Annotated in this window: 15 protein-coding genes; 9 read left to right on the forward strand and 6 right to left on the reverse strand. The window is 63.6% G+C overall.

Translation table 11 applies throughout. The features are described 5' to 3' along the window. Positions 1–63: 63 nt before the first annotated feature. From znuB to zur, 3 genes are read right to left on the reverse strand one after another with little or no spacing between them, the layout of a single operon-like run. Entirely contained in the window at positions 64–846 is a 783-nt protein-coding gene (znuB, locus tag ACXHGZ_RS22380) for a zinc ABC transporter permease subunit ZnuB (protein ID WP_084855186.1), read from the reverse strand. Continuing rightward, positions 839–1,612: a zinc ABC transporter ATP-binding protein ZnuC gene (gene znuC, locus ACXHGZ_RS22385; RefSeq protein WP_084855185.1), complete on the reverse strand. Its 774-nt coding sequence runs from the start codon at positions 1,610–1,612 to the stop codon at positions 839–841. Before znuC ends, znuB begins: the two co-directional genes overlap by 8 nt. Further along, complete coding sequence (gene zur / locus ACXHGZ_RS22390) at positions 1,609–2,094, reverse strand: zinc uptake transcriptional repressor Zur (RefSeq protein ID WP_224457535.1); 486 nt, start codon at positions 2,092–2,094, stop codon at positions 1,609–1,611. The genes znuC and zur overlap by 4 nt, the downstream gene beginning before the upstream one ends. Positions 2,095–2,112: 18 nt before the next feature. Between zur and ACXHGZ_RS22395 the strand changes: the two genes are divergently transcribed. Further along, complete coding sequence (locus ACXHGZ_RS22395; protein ID WP_480461631.1) at positions 2,113–3,066, forward strand: zinc ABC transporter substrate-binding protein; 954 nt, start codon at positions 2,113–2,115, stop codon at positions 3,064–3,066. 330 nt (positions 3,067–3,396) lie between these two features. On the opposite strand, the gene ACXHGZ_RS22400 is transcribed toward ACXHGZ_RS22395, so the two are convergent. Both ACXHGZ_RS22400 and ACXHGZ_RS22405 read right to left on the reverse strand, forming a co-directional pair. Continuing rightward, positions 3,397–4,347, reverse strand: a complete 951-nt coding sequence (locus tag ACXHGZ_RS22400) for a homoserine kinase (RefSeq protein ID WP_480461633.1) — start codon at positions 4,345–4,347, stop codon at positions 3,397–3,399. Between the two features lie 69 nt (positions 4,348–4,416). Beyond that, positions 4,417–4,704 (reverse strand): DUF2782 domain-containing protein, encoded by a 288-nt coding sequence (locus tag ACXHGZ_RS22405; RefSeq protein WP_480461634.1) that lies wholly within the window; start codon positions 4,702–4,704, stop codon positions 4,417–4,419. Between the two features lie 75 nt (positions 4,705–4,779). On the opposite strand from ACXHGZ_RS22405, the gene polA reads away from it, so the two are divergent. Continuing rightward, complete coding sequence (gene polA, locus ACXHGZ_RS22410) at positions 4,780–7,545, forward strand: DNA polymerase I (RefSeq protein WP_480461635.1); 2,766 nt, start codon at positions 4,780–4,782, stop codon at positions 7,543–7,545. 401 nt (positions 7,546–7,946) lie between these two features. Here the strand turns inward: polA and yihA are convergent, their stop codons facing one another. Continuing rightward, positions 7,947–8,579, reverse strand: coding sequence for a ribosome biogenesis GTP-binding protein YihA/YsxC (gene yihA / locus ACXHGZ_RS22415; RefSeq protein WP_224457539.1), 633 nt, complete (start codon positions 8,577–8,579; stop codon positions 7,947–7,949). Between the two features lie 208 nt (positions 8,580–8,787). On the opposite strand from yihA, the gene ACXHGZ_RS22420 reads away from it, so the two are divergent. From ACXHGZ_RS22420 to ACXHGZ_RS22450, 7 genes are all read left to right on the forward strand, one after another. Beyond that, a complete protein-coding gene (locus ACXHGZ_RS22420) occupies positions 8,788–9,090 on the forward strand; it encodes a c-type cytochrome (RefSeq protein WP_480461636.1) in 303 nt (100 codons plus the stop codon). A gap of 31 nt (positions 9,091–9,121) precedes the next feature. Then, positions 9,122–9,739 (forward strand): c-type cytochrome, encoded by a 618-nt coding sequence (locus ACXHGZ_RS22425; protein ID WP_224457540.1) that lies wholly within the window; start codon positions 9,122–9,124, stop codon positions 9,737–9,739. 245 nt (positions 9,740–9,984) lie between these two features. Beyond that, a complete protein-coding gene (gene dsbA, locus ACXHGZ_RS22430) occupies positions 9,985–10,617 on the forward strand; it encodes a thiol:disulfide interchange protein DsbA (protein ID WP_224457541.1) in 633 nt (210 codons plus the stop codon). A gap of 11 nt (positions 10,618–10,628) precedes the next feature. Beyond that, the gene (locus ACXHGZ_RS22435; RefSeq protein ID WP_084855177.1) at positions 10,629–11,483 is read left to right on the forward strand and encodes an endonuclease/exonuclease/phosphatase family protein; all 855 of its coding nucleotides are present in this window, start codon (positions 10,629–10,631) and stop codon (positions 11,481–11,483) included. 28 nt (positions 11,484–11,511) lie between these two features. Next, positions 11,512–13,422: a GGDEF domain-containing protein gene (locus tag ACXHGZ_RS22440; protein ID WP_480461638.1), complete on the forward strand. Its 1,911-nt coding sequence runs from the start codon at positions 11,512–11,514 to the stop codon at positions 13,420–13,422. Positions 13,423–13,517: 95 nt separating this feature from the next. Continuing rightward, complete coding sequence (locus ACXHGZ_RS22445) at positions 13,518–13,913, forward strand: hypothetical protein (RefSeq protein WP_480461640.1); 396 nt, start codon at positions 13,518–13,520, stop codon at positions 13,911–13,913. 77 nt (positions 13,914–13,990) lie between these two features. Next, a complete protein-coding gene (locus ACXHGZ_RS22450; protein ID WP_084855174.1) occupies positions 13,991–14,767 on the forward strand; it encodes an N-acetylmuramoyl-L-alanine amidase in 777 nt (258 codons plus the stop codon).

Below are 14,767 nucleotides of genomic sequence, written 5' to 3' on the forward strand. Positions count from 1 at the left end.
GTCTTACAGACCCTTTACCCACGAAAAGGTTGCAGATGTACCTGCATGACCACCCTGAATTTTTCAGCGTTTGGGCAACGCCAGGCTCAGCAAGAATAGCACTGCGGCGCAGACCACGATCGATGGGCCGGCCGGGGTGTCCTTGAACCAGGACATGGCCAGGCCGCCGCAGACCGCGACGACGCCCAGTAGGCTGGCACCCAGGGCCATCTGTTCGGGCGAGCGGGCGTGACGTTGTGCCGCGGCCGCAGGAATGATCAGCAGCGAGGTGATCAGCAGCACGCCAACGATTTTCATGGCCACGGCGATCACCACGGCGATCAGCAGCATCAGCGCCAGGCGCAGGCCGGTCACCGGCAGCCCCTCGACCATCGCCAGCTCCTCATGCACGGTCACTGCCAACAACGGCCGCCACAAGGCGGCGAGCAGCAGCAGGACCAAGGCGCTGCCGCCCAGGATCCAGGCCAGGTCGGTGGGGCTGATGGCCAGGAGGTCGCCAAACAGATAGGCCATCAGGTCGATGCGTACATCGCGCATGAAGCTCAGGGCCACCAGGCCCAGCGACAGGGTACTGGGTGCGAGGATGCCGAGCAGGGTGTCGGAGGCCAGGGGCTGGCGTTGCTGCAGGGTGACCAACAGGATGGCCAGCAGTAGGCAGCCGACGGTGACCGCCAGCGCCGGGCTGATGTCCAGCGCCAGGCCCAGGGCCACGCCGAGCAACGCGGCGTGGGACAGGGTATCGCCGAAATAGGCCATGCGCCGCCACACCACGAACGAACCCAGGGGGCCAGCCACCAGCGCCAGGGCCAGGCCCGCAAGCAAGGCGTAGAGAAGAAAATCAGCCATGCTTGCAGTGCTCTCCGTGAACATGGGTGCCGGGGGCTATCACCGAGCCGTGCAAGTCGTGGCGGTGATCGTGATGATGGTGGTAGACGGCCAGGCTCGGGGCGTTCTGGCCGAACAGCTCGACGAAGGCCGGATCGCCGCTGACCTGCTCCGGGTGGCCGGAACAGCACACATGGCGGTTCAAGCAGACCACCTGGTCGGTGGTGCTCATCACCAGATGCAGGTCGTGGGATACCATCAGCACGCCACAGCCATGGCGGTCGCGCAGGCGGGTGATCAGGCTGTACAGTTCGGCCTGGCCGGCCACGTCGACGCCCTGCACGGGTTCGTCGAGCACCAGCAGCTCCGGTTCACGCAGCAATGCACGGGCCAGCAGCACGCGTTGCATCTCGCCGCCGGAGATGGTCTGGATGGGGCTGTCGATGACCTGCTCGGCGCCCACTTCCTGCAACGCGGCCAGCGCTGCGGCGCGGTCGACACCCGGCACCAGGCGCAGGAAACGCAGCACGGACAGCGGCAGGGTGGCATCCACCTGGATTTTCTGTGGCATGTAGCCGATGCGCAGCCGGGGCTTGCGCCAGACCTTGCCACGGTGCGGCTTGAGCAGGCCGAGTACGGCGCGCACCAACGTGGTCTTGCCGGCGCCGTTGGGGCCGATCAGGGTCACGATCTGGCGCGGGGCTACCGACAGGTCGATGCTGTCGAGCACCGCCTCGCCGGCGAAGGTGACCCCGACCTGCTCGAGGCGGATCAGCGCGTCGCTCATGCTTGCCCCTGGCAGTTGCCACACAGGCCGACCACCTCGACGGTTTGCGTCTCGACGGTGAAGCCCACGCCCTTGGCGCTGCTGACGATAGCGTCGCTGATGCTCTCCTGCTCCAGCTCGATGGCCACGTGGCAGTGGCGGCAGATCAGGAACTGCCCCTGATGCGCGTGCTCGGGGTGACTGCAGCCGATGAAGGCATTGAGCGAGGCGATGCGGTGTACCAGGCCATTCTCCAACAGGAAGTCCAGGGCGCGGTACACGGTTGGCGGTGCGGCGCGGCGGCCGTCCTGCTCGCTCAATACCGCGAGGATATCGTAGGCGCCCAGCGGTTTGTGGCTCTGCCAGACCAACTCCAGCACACGCCGGCGCAAGGCGGTCAGGCGCAGCCCCTGGCGGTTGCACAGGGTATCGGCTTCGGCCAGCGCACTATGGACGCAGTGGGAGTGATCGTGTGGACGGTTGGCCAGCGGCGTGATGGACATGGGCAGCGACGGTTCTGGATGGAGACGTTATTATGTTACTCCTTTCTGGCCCGCCGAGTATTCATCGTGTCCCGATTGCTAGTTCTTTTTGTCGCTTTCATCGCCTTCTCGGCCCATGCCGAGGTGCGCGTGCTGACCAGTATCAAGCCCTTGCAGCAGATCGCCGCGGCGGTCCAGGACGGGATGGGCAGCCCGGAAGTATTGCTCCCGCCTGGCGCTTCGCCGCATCACTACGCCTTGCGCCCTTCCGATGTGCGGCGTGTCGCCGATGCCGACCTGCTGTACTGGATCGGCCCGGACATGGAAAGCTTCCTGCCTCGCGTGCTCAAGGGTCGCAGCAAAGCAAGCGTGGCGGTGCAGTCGCTCGAAGGCATGCATTTGCGTCACTTCGGCGAAGGTGGCGAAGCCCATGAGGAAGACCACGACGACCATGACCATGACCATCGCCCGGGCAGCCTCGATGCACACCTGTGGTTGGCGTCGGCCAATGCCCGGGTGATCGCGGCGAAGATGGCCAGCGACATGGCTGCCGCGGACCCGGCCAATGCCGCCCGCTACCAGGCCAACCTCAAGGCCTTCGTCGCGCGCCTGGACGCCCTCGACCAGCGTTTGCAGGCCCGCGTCGCCGGCATCAAGGGCAAGCCCTACTTCGTGTTCCACGAGGCGTTCGACTACTTCGAGGCAGCTTATGGCCTGGCCCATGCCGGGGTGTTCAGCGTGGCCTCGGAAGTGCAGCCGGGCGCACAGCATGTCGCGGCCATGCGCAAACGCCTGCAGGAAGTGGGCAAGACCTGTGTATTCAGCGAGCCACCGCTGCGTCCGCGCCTGGCCGAGACCCTGACGGCCGGCCTGCCGGTGCGGTTGGCCGAGCTCGATGCCCTGGGCGGGAACGACTCTGTGGATGCCAAGGGGTATGAGCGGTTGCTGGAGAAGCTGGGCAATGACCTGGCGGGGTGCCTGGAACAGCTGTAAATCGATGGAGACCTTTTCGCGGGTAAACCCGCTCTCATAGAACAACGCATGACCATTTGATTTGCGGCACCCTGTGGGAGCGGCGGTGCGGCGGTCCGACTTGTCCCGCGATTAGGCCGGGCCCGATATCACCGTCGCCTGGCAAGGGCTTCGCCCTTGATCGCGGGACAAGTCGGACCGCCGCACCGCCGCTCCCACAGGGGCAGCATTGGCCGCTTGTTCTCTGCGCGACAGCGCAGCCCGAAGGGCTGGGTAATCTCCCACAGAGATAGCGCACATTTCGAGGCTGGCGCTGTGGGAGCGGGTTCACCCGCGAAGAAGCAGACGAGGTCAGAGGGCGAACGGCAGGCTCAGCGCCACCTGCTGGCGCTGCGCCAGACGCACCTCGAACTCGCTCGGGTCATGGATCATCACGTCCATCCCGGCGAACGCCTGGGCCGCGATCAGCCGCGACAGCCAGAAGCGCACGCAACCTACGCGTAGCATGACCGGCCATAGCTCGGCCTCGGCAGCGGTGAACGGGCGCAGCGCTGCATAGGCCGCCAGCAGCGCCTGGGCGCGGGGCACGTCGATGCCGCCGGCTTCGTCCAGGCACCAGTCGTTCACGGTGATGGCAATGTCATACAGCATCGGGCCCGAGCAGGCGTTGTAGAAGTCGATCAGGCCTGTCAGGTGCGTGCCTTCGAACATCACGTTGTCGCGGAACAGGTCGGCATGCAGGTTGGCCCGTGGCAAGGCCAGGATCTGCGCCTTGTGCGCGGTGATCTCATCCAGTGCCGGCGTCAACAGCGCGGCCTGCGCCTGGCTCAGGCCCGGCAGCAGCTGTGCACCGGAGGTGAGCATCCAGTCCAGGCCGCGGTCGGTGCGGCGCTCGATGATGCGCTCGCGGGTAGCCAAGTGAATGTGCGCCAGCAGCTCACCCACCTGGGCGCAGTGCTGGTTGTTCGGCGCCTTGATGTGCTTGCCCGACAGCCGCGGCTGCAGCAGCGCAGGCTTGCCGCACAGCTCGCGCAGGCCTTGGCCGTTGCGGTCGCGCACGGCGTAGGGCACCGGCATATCGGCATCGTGCAGCACGTCCAGCAGCTCGATGAAGAACGGCATGTCTTCGGCCGGCCCGCGCTCGATCAGTGTGAGGACGAACTCCCCTTGCTCCAGGCTGACGAAGAAATTGCTGTTCTCGGTACCGGCGGCGATGCCCTGGAAGTCGAGCAGGCGGCCCAGCTCGTATGGCGCCAGAAAGGTTTCCAGCTCAGGCCGGGTCACGGGGGTGAAGACTGACATGATGAAAAGAAGCCCATGCGGGCACTCCCACCCGGAAGTGCCTGGTTGATAAGAACGGTACGCCTCAGATTACCACTCGAAGATCTTCCAGGACGGAATCAGCATGTCCGGCTGGTCGGAACGAATGAAATTACCTTCGGAGCCATCGGCGCGTACCAGGAAATAAGGCTTGCCGTGCTTGGGCGTCACCTTGATCGCATACAGGAAGCCGTTCTGCCGGTACTCCTGGATGGTTTTGTCGCCTTCCGTGCGAATGGTCACATCGGGATCAGCCGATGGGGCGTCTTCCGCCGCCAGGATGACGACCGGCATGGTGGCCAACAGACCGAGCAGTAACAGGCGATTGAGTGTACGCATGATAACCTTGTCCCTTTGTCGTCAATTGTTCCCGCTATTCTAGCGCCGGACCTGCCGAAAAGGTTGATTCTCCTCATGAGCCAAGCGCCCCTCGTCCTGGTGGACGGTTCCTCCTACCTCTACCGCGCCTTCCATGCGCTGCCGCCGCTGACCACATCCAAGGGCATGCCCACCGGTGCGGTCAAGGGTGTGCTGAACATGCTCAAGAGCCTGCGCAAGCAGTATCCGGACAGCCTGTTCGCGGTGGTCTTCGACGCCAAGGGCGGCACCTTCCGCGATGCCATGTTCGCCGAATACAAGGCCAACCGCCCCAGCATGCCTGACGACCTGCGGGTGCAGATCGAGCCGCTGCATGCCAGCGTCAAGGCGCTGGGCTACCCACTGCTGTGCGTCGAAGGGGTCGAGGCCGACGATGTCATCGGTACCCTGGCGCGTAGCAGCGCGGCCCTAGGCCGACCGGTGGTCATCTCCACCGGCGACAAGGACATGGCGCAGCTGGTGGACGGGCACATTACCCTGGTCAACACCATGACCGGTAGCGTCCTGGACGTGGCTGGCGTGCACGAGAAATTTGGTGTCGGCCCGGAACACATCATCGACTTCCTGGCCCTGATGGGCGACAAGGTCGACAACATTCCCGGCGTGCCTGGCGTTGGCGAGAAGACTGCAGTCGGGCTGCTGACCGGTATCGGCGGCGGCCTGAGCGAGCTGTACGCCAACCTGGACAAGGTGCCCGCCCTGCCGATCCGCGGCGCCAAGGGCCTGCCGGCCAAGCTCGAGGAGCACCGTGACGCAGCGTTCCTGTCCTATGAGCTGGCGACCATCAAGGTCGATGTGCCGTTGGATATCGAGGTCGAGGCGTTGGTGTGCGGCGAACCCGACCGTGAAGCCCTGCTGGCGCTGTATACCGAGATGGAGTTCAAGAGCTGGATCGCCGAGGTGCAGCGCGACGCCGCCCAGGCGGGCGAAGCCATTGCCCCGCTGGAAGCGCCGCAGGCCAAGGCCGAACCCAAGTACGAGACGATCCTCGACCAGGCGCGCTTCGAGGCCTGGCTGGCCAAGCTGCGTCAGGCACCGTTGTTCGCCTTCGACACCGAGACCACCAGCCTGGACGCCCAGCAGGCGAAGCTGGTGGGCCTGTCGTTCGCGGTCGAGCCACACGAAGCCGCCTACGTGCCGCTGGCCCATGACTACGAAGGCGCGCCTGCCCAGCTGGACCGTGACAGTGTGCTGCTGGCCCTCAAGCCGCTGCTGGAAGACCCTGTCAAAGGCAAGATCGGCCAGAACGCCAAGTACGACATCAACATCCTGGCCAATTGCGCCATCGGTGGCGACCCGACCCAGGGTATCCAGATGCGGGGCGTGGCCTACGACACCATGCTCGAGTCCTATGTGCTCGACTCCACCGCCACCCGCCACGACATGGACAGCCTGGCGCTCAAGTACCTGGATCACAGCACCATCGCCTTCGAGGACATCGCCGGTAAGGGTGCCAAGCAGCTGACCTTCAACCAGATCCCATTGGACAAGGCCGGCCCCTACGCTGCCGAGGACGCCGACATCACCCTGCGCCTGCACCATGCCCTGCAGGCACGCCTGGCCAAGACGCCCAGCGTGCAGCCGGTGCTGATGGACATCGAGATGCCGTTGGTACCGGTGCTAGCCAAGATCGAGCGCCAGGGCGCACTGGTCGATGCTGCATTGCTCAAGGTGCAGAGCACCGAGCTGGGCGTGAAGATGGCAGAGCTCGAGCGCACGGCCTTCGCCCTGGCGGGCGAGGAGTTCAACCTGGGCTCGCCCAAGCAGCTTGGGGTGATCCTCTACGACAAGCTGGGCATGCCGGTGCTGAGCAAGACCGCCAAGGGCCAGCCCTCCACCGCCGAGGCCGTGCTCGCGGAGCTCGCCGAGCAGGACTACCCGCTGCCGACGGTGCTGATGGAGTACCGCTCCTTGAGCAAGCTCAAGAGCACCTACACCGACAAGTTGCCGGAGCAGATCAACCCGCGCACCGGGCGTATCCACACTTCCTACCAGCAGGCCGTGGCTGCCACCGGGCGTCTGTCTTCCAGCGACCCGAACCTGCAGAACATCCCGGTGCGCACGGCCGAGGGCCGGCGCATCCGCCAGGCATTCGTCGCCAGCCCTGGCTATAAGTTGCTGGCCGCCGACTATTCGCAGATCGAGCTGCGCATCATGGCCCACCTGGCCAAGGACGAAGGTTTGCTGCACGCTTTTCGCAACGACCTGGACGTGCACCGCGCCACCGCCGCCGAAGTCTTTGGCGTGCCGCTGGAGCAGGTGACCACCGACCAGCGCCGCAGCGCCAAGGCGATCAACTTCGGGCTCATCTATGGCATGAGCGCCTTCGGCCTGGCCAAGCAGATCGGCGTGGACCGCAAGCAGTCCCAGGACTATATCGATCGGTACTTCGCTCGCTACCCAGGCGTGCTGGCCTACATGGAACGTACCCGTGCCCAGGCCGCCGAGCAGGGCTTCGTCGAAACCCTCTTTGGCCGGCGCCTGTACCTGCCGGACATCAACGCGAAGAACCCGGCACTGCGCAAGGGCGCCGAGCGCACGGCGATCAACGCGCCGATGCAGGGCACCGCAGCGGACATCATCAAGCGCGCCATGGTGGCAGTGGACAACTGGCTGACCGACAGCGGCCTGGATGCGCGAGTGATCCTGCAGGTGCACGACGAACTGGTGCTGGAAGTGCGTGAGGACCTGCTCGAGCAGGTGAAGGAACAGATCCGCCCGTACATGAGCAACGCCGCGCAACTGGACGTTCCGCTGCTGGTGGAAGTAGGTGTTGGTTCGAATTGGGACGAAGCTCACTGAATCGGAGCCTGAAGGCAGGGTAGGATCTGCGACGTGGTGTCGTGGATCCGCGAAGGCTCAGTGCCAGGGGTTCTCAAGGTTCATGAAACTATCGCAAATAGTTTCCAGGGCCTTGGAACTAAACCGGTGAACCGGGACTCAGAGTAACTGAATGGCTGGTGAAGCCTTTCGATGCTCCTATGTTGTGTTAAGTGTTGGCAGATACCCGGACCCCGCCCTAGCGGTCCGGACTTGAACCCCGAACTTCTCCCTCCCCATACGAAGTCCGGGGTTTTTTTTGCCCGGAATTTGACTTGTGGCTTGTAGAGAACCCTGTGGGAACGGGTTTACCCGCGAATGCGATGTCGGATGCACCGCCGCATTCGCGGGTAAACCCGCTCCCATAGGTTACGAGCAAACCTTCAAATGACAGGCTTGTCTTCCAGCTCCATCCACTCGGCCAGCACGCCGTAGGCTTCTTCCAGGCCCATGCGCTTGGGGGCCGAGAACAGCTGGATGGTCACCCCGTCGCCCCAGCCCTTGCGGATTTCCGATTGCACCTTGAGCAGCGTGTTCTTGGCCGCGCCGAAGGTGAGTTTGTCGGCCTTGGTCAGCAGGATGTGCATGGGCATGGCGCTGGCCTTGGACCAATCGAGCATCATCTTGTCGAAATCGGTCATCGGGTGACGCACGTCCATCAACAGGATCACCCCACGCAGGCACTCGCGGCTGCCCAGGTAGGCCTCCAGGTGATGCTGCCAGTGCTGCTTGAGTGGAATCGGCACTTTTGCATATCCGTAGCCCGGCAGGTCGACCAAACGCCGTTCATCGTCCAGACTGAAGAAATTCAACAACTGAGTGCGACCCGGGGTCTTGGAGGTACGCGCCAGGCTGGCATGGGTCAGGGTGTTGAGGGCGCTGGATTTGCCGGCGTTGGAACGGCCGGCGAAAGCCACCTCGTAACCCTGGTCTTGAGGGCATTGTTCGACCTTGGCGGCGCTGAGGGCGAATTTGGCTTTCTGGCAGAGGCCGAGGATGGGGTTTTTGACTTGCATGGGATATCCGATGTGGGTGTTGCCAAGGTCCGCCATTCAGGCATTGGGCGCGGCAAGCGGTGTCGTTTCCGTTTGGATGGCGGAAGTATATAATGCCCCAGTTTTTGTGTGCGCATTATCCCGGCGTAGGGTGATGTGCATGGGGTGTCGAACAATAGCTCGCGCATCAGAACGCAGCGCGGCCCCCAACCCTGAAAGGTCGTTGCGCATGGCGAAATGGCTGCTTGCTGTCGGTTTGTTCCTGCCGATTTTCAGCGCTCAGGCTACACAGGATCCCGAGGCGTTGTACAACCGCACCTGTGCGGCCTGTCACGTCGGCCAGTTGCCCCAGGCCCCCAAACAGGGAGACCGGGCAGCATGGGAACCCAGGCTGGCGCAAGGCATGGAGACACTGGTGGCACATGTTACCCAGGGTTTCAAGGCTATGCCGCCGCGTGGATTGTGCATGGATTGCAGTAACGAGGACTACCGCAACCTCATCCTCTGGATGAGCGGCAGCCCCGATACATAACATTTCACCCCTAGCCGTGTTGGATTAGCTGATGAACAAACTATTCGTGAGTCTGCTGTTGACCATGGGTGTCGCAGGTGCGGCCAATGCTGCGCAACCCATCAAAGGCGATGCTGCTGCCGGCCAGGCCAAGACAGCTGTCTGTGGAGCCTGCCACAACCCCGATGGCAACAGCTTGGCGCCGAACTTCCCCAAACTCGCCGGCCAAGGCCAGCGCTACCTCGAAAAACAACTGCACGACATCAAGTCCGGCAAGCGTACCGTGCTGGAAATGACCGGCATGCTGGCCAACTTCAGCGACCAGGACCTGGCCGATATCGCTGCCTATTTCTCCAGCCAGAAAGGCAGCGTCGGCGCAGCCGATCCGAAACTGGTCGAGCGTGGCCGGGCGCTGTTCAACGGCGGAGACCTGGAAAAAGGCATGCCGGCCTGCACGGGCTGCCACTCGCCGAACGGCGCTGGCATCGCCCTGGCCGGTTTCCCGCACTTGGGCGGCCAGCATGCTCAGTACGTGGCCAAGCAGCTCACCGACTTCCGTGAAGGAAATCGCACCAACGACGGCGATGCCATGACCATGCGCTCGATCGCCGGCAAGCTGAGCAACAAGGACATCGAGGCCTTGGCCAGCTATATCCAGGGGCTGCACTGAGGCCTGTGGGGCCCTATCGCCGGCACGCCGGCTCCTACAAGGCTGGCGCTGTACCTTGGGAGCGGCTTTACCCGCGAACCGGCCCATGCATTAACATTCGGTTAATGCTGTGCGGCAAAGATGAAAGGGCGGCTCGGGCCGTCCTTTTTTCCGTCCGTAGCCGTACACTAGAGAACTCGAGCCCTTCCCGGCCGGTCACAGTACCGGTCGCGTCGAGGCGACCAATGACTGCTCAGGAGTAAAGCATGCGTAAACTGATTCTCAGCGCTGCGCTGGTCGCCGCCAGCGTATTCGGAATGACCGCCGTCCAGGCTGCGGAGCCTGTCGAGGGCCAGCAGTATTTCGAGCTGAGCAACCCTGTCCCTGTTTCCGAACCGGGCAAGATCGAAGTCGTCGAGCTGTTCTGGTACGGCTGCCCGCATTGCTACCACTTCGAACCGACCATCAATCCATGGGCCGAGAAACTGCCGGCCGACGTCCACTTCAAGCGCGTACCGGCCATGTTCGGCGGCCCTTGGGATGCCCACGGCCAGATGTTCCTGACCCTCGAAGCCATGGGCGTCGAGCACAAGGTGCACGCCGCCGTCTTCGATGCCATCCAGAACCAGCGCAAGCGCCTGACCAAGCCTGAGGAAATGGCGGACTTCCTGGCTACCCAGGGTGTGGACAAGGACAAGTTCCTCGCCACCTTCAATTCCTTCGCCATCAAAGGCCAGGTACAGCAGGCCAAGGACCTGGCGAAAAAGTACGAAATCACCGGCGTACCGAGCATGGTGGTCAACGGCAAGTACCGCTTCGACCTGGGTACCGCCGGCGGGCCGGAAGGCGTACTGGACGTTGCTGACCAGCTGATCGCCAAGGAGCGCGCCGCCAAGTAAGCGGCGTTCCCATGAACCGCTTTCGGTCCACCCGCCTGGTTGGCCTGCGACAACCGCAGGTCAACGAGCACCACCTGCAGGCCCCTGGCCTGCCGGAGGACGGGCGCTTGCGGTTGCTCAGCTTCAATATCCAGGTGGGCATCAGCACCGAGCGCTACCGGCACTACCTGACCCGCAGCTGGCAGCACTTGCTGCCGCACAACGGGCGTGCCGGCAACCTGCAGAAAATCGGCGATCTGCTCGCCGATTTCGACCTGGTGGCCTTGCAGGAAGCCGATGGCGGCAGCCTGCGGTCGGGTTATGTCAATCAGGTCGAACACCTGGCCCAGCTCGGTGCCTTCCCCTATTGGTACCAGCAATTGAACCGCAACCTGGGCCGTTTCGCGCAGCACAGCAATGGTGTGCTCAGCCGGCTCAAGCCCCAGCACCTCGAAGACCACCCCCTGCCCGGCCCAGCCGGTCGCGGTGCGATCCTGGTGCGTTTCGGCGAGGGCGACGATGCCCTGATCGTGGTAATGATGCACTTGGCCCTGGGCGCCAAGACCCGTGCCCGGCAACTGGCCTACGTGCGCGAGTTGATCGGCGGCTATCGCCACCAGGTGCTGATGGGCGACATGAACACCCACGCCACCGACCTGCTCGAGCATTCGCCGCTGCGTGATCTTGGGCTGGTCGCCCCCCAGGTCGAGGCCACGTTCCCCAGCTGGCGCCCGCAACGTTGCCTGGACCATATCCTGCTCAGCCCCAGCCTGACCCTGGAGCGGGTCGAGGTATTGGCCCAGCCGATTTCCGATCACCTTCCGGTTGCCGTCGAGATTCGTTTGCCTGATGCATTGACTGTGGATACGCTGCCGGTTTTGGGCTAGTTGCCATCACCGGTTCGCGGATTCAGGCATGACAGACGAAGGCGAGCGCTGGAAAGAGAAGTACCTCAAGAGCATTGAACGACAAGAGCAGCTCGAGCGCCGCTGGGAGGCTCGCCTGGACCTGTTGCGTCGTGGTCTGGTGCGCAGCACCCTGGCGGCCGAGGGTAGCGACAAGACTGTCGACCAGTGCATGAAGGAGCTGCGCGAAGTCATCCGCAGCGACAATATGGATGCTGGCCTGGCAGGGCTGCTGCCACGCCTGGAAAAGGCCGTGCTCGACTCCGAGCAGCGCCGCGAGACGCGCATGACCCAGGTCAGCGAGGCGCTGACCGCGTTGGTCGATCAGCTGCAGGGCCTGTCGTTGCCCGGCGAGGTGGCTCGCCCGCTGAAAAAGCTGTCCAAGAAGCTCGAGGCGGGTGTCAGCCAATCCCGCGAGTTACCGCCCCTGCTGGGCGAGCTCAGTGGCCTGCAGGGGCGGGCGTTGAGCACGCTGCAACGGGCGGACGAAGACATACGGCCAGGCTTTCTCCAGCGCCTGTTTGGCGGCCGGGAGGCCGAGGCGGAGTCCGCCGCCGCATCGGTAGATGTCACTCATGTCGACCCCGCGCCTCAACCGCCAAGTGAACCTTCACTTCCGGTCGACGTGGATGCCCTGCAACGTTTGGCTGAGCCGCAAGAGCCAACCCCCCTATTGGACGAGCCAGACGCGCAGGCGCAGCCCATCGACCCGATGACGCCCTCGGAGGAAATGGTCTTGGCACCTGCCACCCAGCCCCCGGCGCCAGAGCTGCAACCGCAACCGGTCGAGGTCAAGGCGCCAGAGGCCTTGCCGATGACAACTCTGGATGACCCCGGCGAGGGCTCCTTCGCCCTGCCCGATGCCGTCGAACCGCCCTACAGCATGGTTGCCATGCACATCGAGCAGACGTTGATCGGGTTGCTCGATGACCTGAGCCTGCCGGAGCCCTACAAGGCCCAGGCGCAGGCCATGCGTGAGCGGGTGTCACGGGGGCTGAACTGGTACGAGCTGATCCCGGTACTGGATGACCTGGCCGTGCTGATGCTGGCGATCACCGACAGTGGCCAGCATGAATTCGAGGCCTACCTGCAACAGCTCAACGAACGCCTGGCCACCTTCCAGAGCCATCTGCACGAGGCCAGTGCCGGGCATGCCGACAACAGCAGCGCTGCCCGCCAGTTGGATCACCAGTTGCGTGAGCAGGTCGACGGGCTGCAGAGCAGCGTCCAGGGTGCGGCTGACCTGGGTAGCCTCAAGCGCGTGCTGGAAACCCGCCTGGAAGGCCTGTTGTCCACCATGGACGAACACCAGCACGAGCGCGACCGCCGTGAACAGGAGCTGGCGAGCCGCCTGCAAGGCCTGGCCGAGCGCGTGCAGAACATGGAGCAGGAAGCCCACGGCTATCGCGAGCACCTGGAGGAGCAGCGCCAGAAGGCTCTGCTCGACCCCCTGACCGGCCTGCCCAACCGCGCGGCCTGGTCGGAGCGTGTGGAGCAGGAAGTGAAGAAATGGCAGACCCAAGGCGGCAACCTGCTGATGGCGATCCTCGACCTCGACCACTTCAAGCGCGTCAATGACAGCTATGGCCACCTGGCCGGGGACAAGGTGCTGAAGATCGTCGCGGGCCAGCTGCGCAAACGCCTGCGTGGGCAGGACTTCATTGCCCGTTTCGGCGGGGAGGAGTTCGTTCTGCTGCTACCGCAGACCGCTCCGGAGGTCGGCGCCAAGCTGGCAGAGGTGCTGCGGGCGACGGTCGAGGCCTGTCCGTTCCACTTCAAGGGAGAACGGGTGGTCATCACCACCTCCATCGGTTTCAGTGCGTTCCGCGTCGGTGAGCGCGCCGACCAGGTGCTCAAGCGTGCCGATGCCGCGCTCTACCGCGCCAAGGACCAGGGGCGCAACCGGGTGGAACAGGCATAGATATGTACTGCAGCTGACACCTGTCTCGGTCTGACAATTGCCTGCCGTATGCCTGATGGTCAGGCGACGGCGCGTTGATCAGACAGGAGTAGCTGATGAAAATCACCAAAGGGCTTGCAGCATTGGTAATCGGTCTGGGTATTCAGACTTCCGTAGTGGCCAAGGAACACCTGTTCACCGCCCATGTGGCGGCGGATGGTACGGTTCTTCGGCAATGGCCGGAATGGATCGTGAAGGTCGAGCACCAGCCTCAGCCAAACTACTTCAGTTTGTACAAGCTTCATCTGAACAAGCGTATCGTTCACCAGGACCCCGGCTTTTGCAGTGTGTCCCCCATCGATGCGAGCGATTACGACCGGCAGCTGTATGGGCAGGCCAAGGTCATCGGTAAACCCGTGGTGGCCAAAGTCGATGTGATGACCCAATTGGTCGACAAGAACGGAAGCAGCGGTGACAACTCGCTGGAATTCCTTGTCATGTGCACCCGCTGATGGTCGCTTACTGAAGCACCGGACCAGGGGGCACGTTATACTGTAGCGCTTACGCAATCATTGATGTGCCCTCTTTCATGAAAACGCTATTTGGCGGGCTGTTGCTCTTGTTGCTTGTGGGCTGTTCCACTGGCTTGCGCATCGACCGCAATCACCCTTCGGTCAACCACGACAGCCGTATCCAGTTCGTGGTCCTGCACTACACCAACGCTTCGTTGGAACGCTCCCTGGCCCTGCTGACCCATGGCGAGGTTAGCAGCCACTATCTGATCGGCGACGGGCCGGCCACGGTCTACCAGCTGGTCGACGAGAGCCGCCGGGCCTGGCATGCCGGCGATAGCCAATGGCAAGGCCGCACCTGGCTGAACTCCAGCTCCATCGGCATTGAAATCGTCAACCCAGGCTACACCGACACGCCCAACGGGCGAGTCTGGCACCCCTACAGCGAGGCGCAGGTCCAGGCGTTGATCGCGCTGCTCAAGGACATCGTCAAGCGCAACAATATCGACCCCCGGCACATCATTGGCCACAGCGACATCGCACCGTTGCGCAAGCTCGACCCGGGGCCTATGTTCCCCTGGAAACGCCTGGCCGATGCTGGGCTGGGCGTGTGGCCAGAGGCCAATGCGGTGGCTCGCCAGCAGGCCTACTTCAGCGTCAACCCACCGACGATCACCTGGTATCAGCAGCAGCTGGCACGTTTCGGCTACGCCATCGACCAGACCGGCGAGCTGGATGTGTCCACCCGTCACGTAATCGCGGCTTTCCAAATGCGCTTCCGCCCGCAGCGCTTCGATGGCATGCCTGACGCCCAGACCGCCGCCATGCTGCAGGTGCTCAACCGCACGCGCTGA

It is taken from the genome of Pseudomonas shiyinii (assembly GCF_056725765.1).

Bases quoted from the DNA above. Each gene is read 5' to 3' on its own strand.
- dsbA (WP_224457541.1), top strand. From the start codon at position 9,985: ATGCGTAAACTGATTCTCAGCGCTGCGCTGGTCGCCGCCAGCGTATTC.
- yihA (WP_224457539.1), bottom strand. From the start codon at position 8,579: ATGCAAGTCAAAAACCCCATCCTCGGCCTCTGCCAGAAAGCCAAATTC.
- ACXHGZ_RS22405 (WP_480461634.1), bottom strand. From the start codon at position 4,704: ATGCGTACACTCAATCGCCTGTTACTGCTCGGTCTGTTGGCCACCATG.
- ACXHGZ_RS22400 (WP_480461633.1), bottom strand. From the start codon at position 4,347: ATGTCAGTCTTCACCCCCGTGACCCGGCCTGAGCTGGAAACCTTTCTG.
- polA (WP_480461635.1), top strand. From the start codon at position 4,780: ATGAGCCAAGCGCCCCTCGTCCTGGTGGACGGTTCCTCCTACCTCTAC.
- ACXHGZ_RS22420 (WP_480461636.1), top strand. From the start codon at position 8,788: ATGGCGAAATGGCTGCTTGCTGTCGGTTTGTTCCTGCCGATTTTCAGC.
- ACXHGZ_RS22425 (WP_224457540.1), top strand. From the start codon at position 9,122: ATGAACAAACTATTCGTGAGTCTGCTGTTGACCATGGGTGTCGCAGGT.
- ACXHGZ_RS22440 (WP_480461638.1), top strand. From the start codon at position 11,512: ATGACAGACGAAGGCGAGCGCTGGAAAGAGAAGTACCTCAAGAGCATT.
- ACXHGZ_RS22445 (WP_480461640.1), top strand. From the start codon at position 13,518: ATGAAAATCACCAAAGGGCTTGCAGCATTGGTAATCGGTCTGGGTATT.
- znuC (WP_084855185.1), bottom strand. From the start codon at position 1,612: ATGAGCGACGCGCTGATCCGCCTCGAGCAGGTCGGGGTCACCTTCGCC.
- ACXHGZ_RS22395 (WP_480461631.1), top strand. From the start codon at position 2,113: ATGGAGACGTTATTATGTTACTCCTTTCTGGCCCGCCGAGTATTCATC.
- ACXHGZ_RS22435 (WP_084855177.1), top strand. From the start codon at position 10,629: ATGAACCGCTTTCGGTCCACCCGCCTGGTTGGCCTGCGACAACCGCAG.
- ACXHGZ_RS22450 (WP_084855174.1), top strand. From the start codon at position 13,991: ATGAAAACGCTATTTGGCGGGCTGTTGCTCTTGTTGCTTGTGGGCTGT.
- zur (WP_224457535.1), bottom strand. From the start codon at position 2,094: ATGTCCATCACGCCGCTGGCCAACCGTCCACACGATCACTCCCACTGC.
- znuB (WP_084855186.1), bottom strand. From the start codon at position 846: ATGGCTGATTTTCTTCTCTACGCCTTGCTTGCGGGCCTGGCCCTGGCG.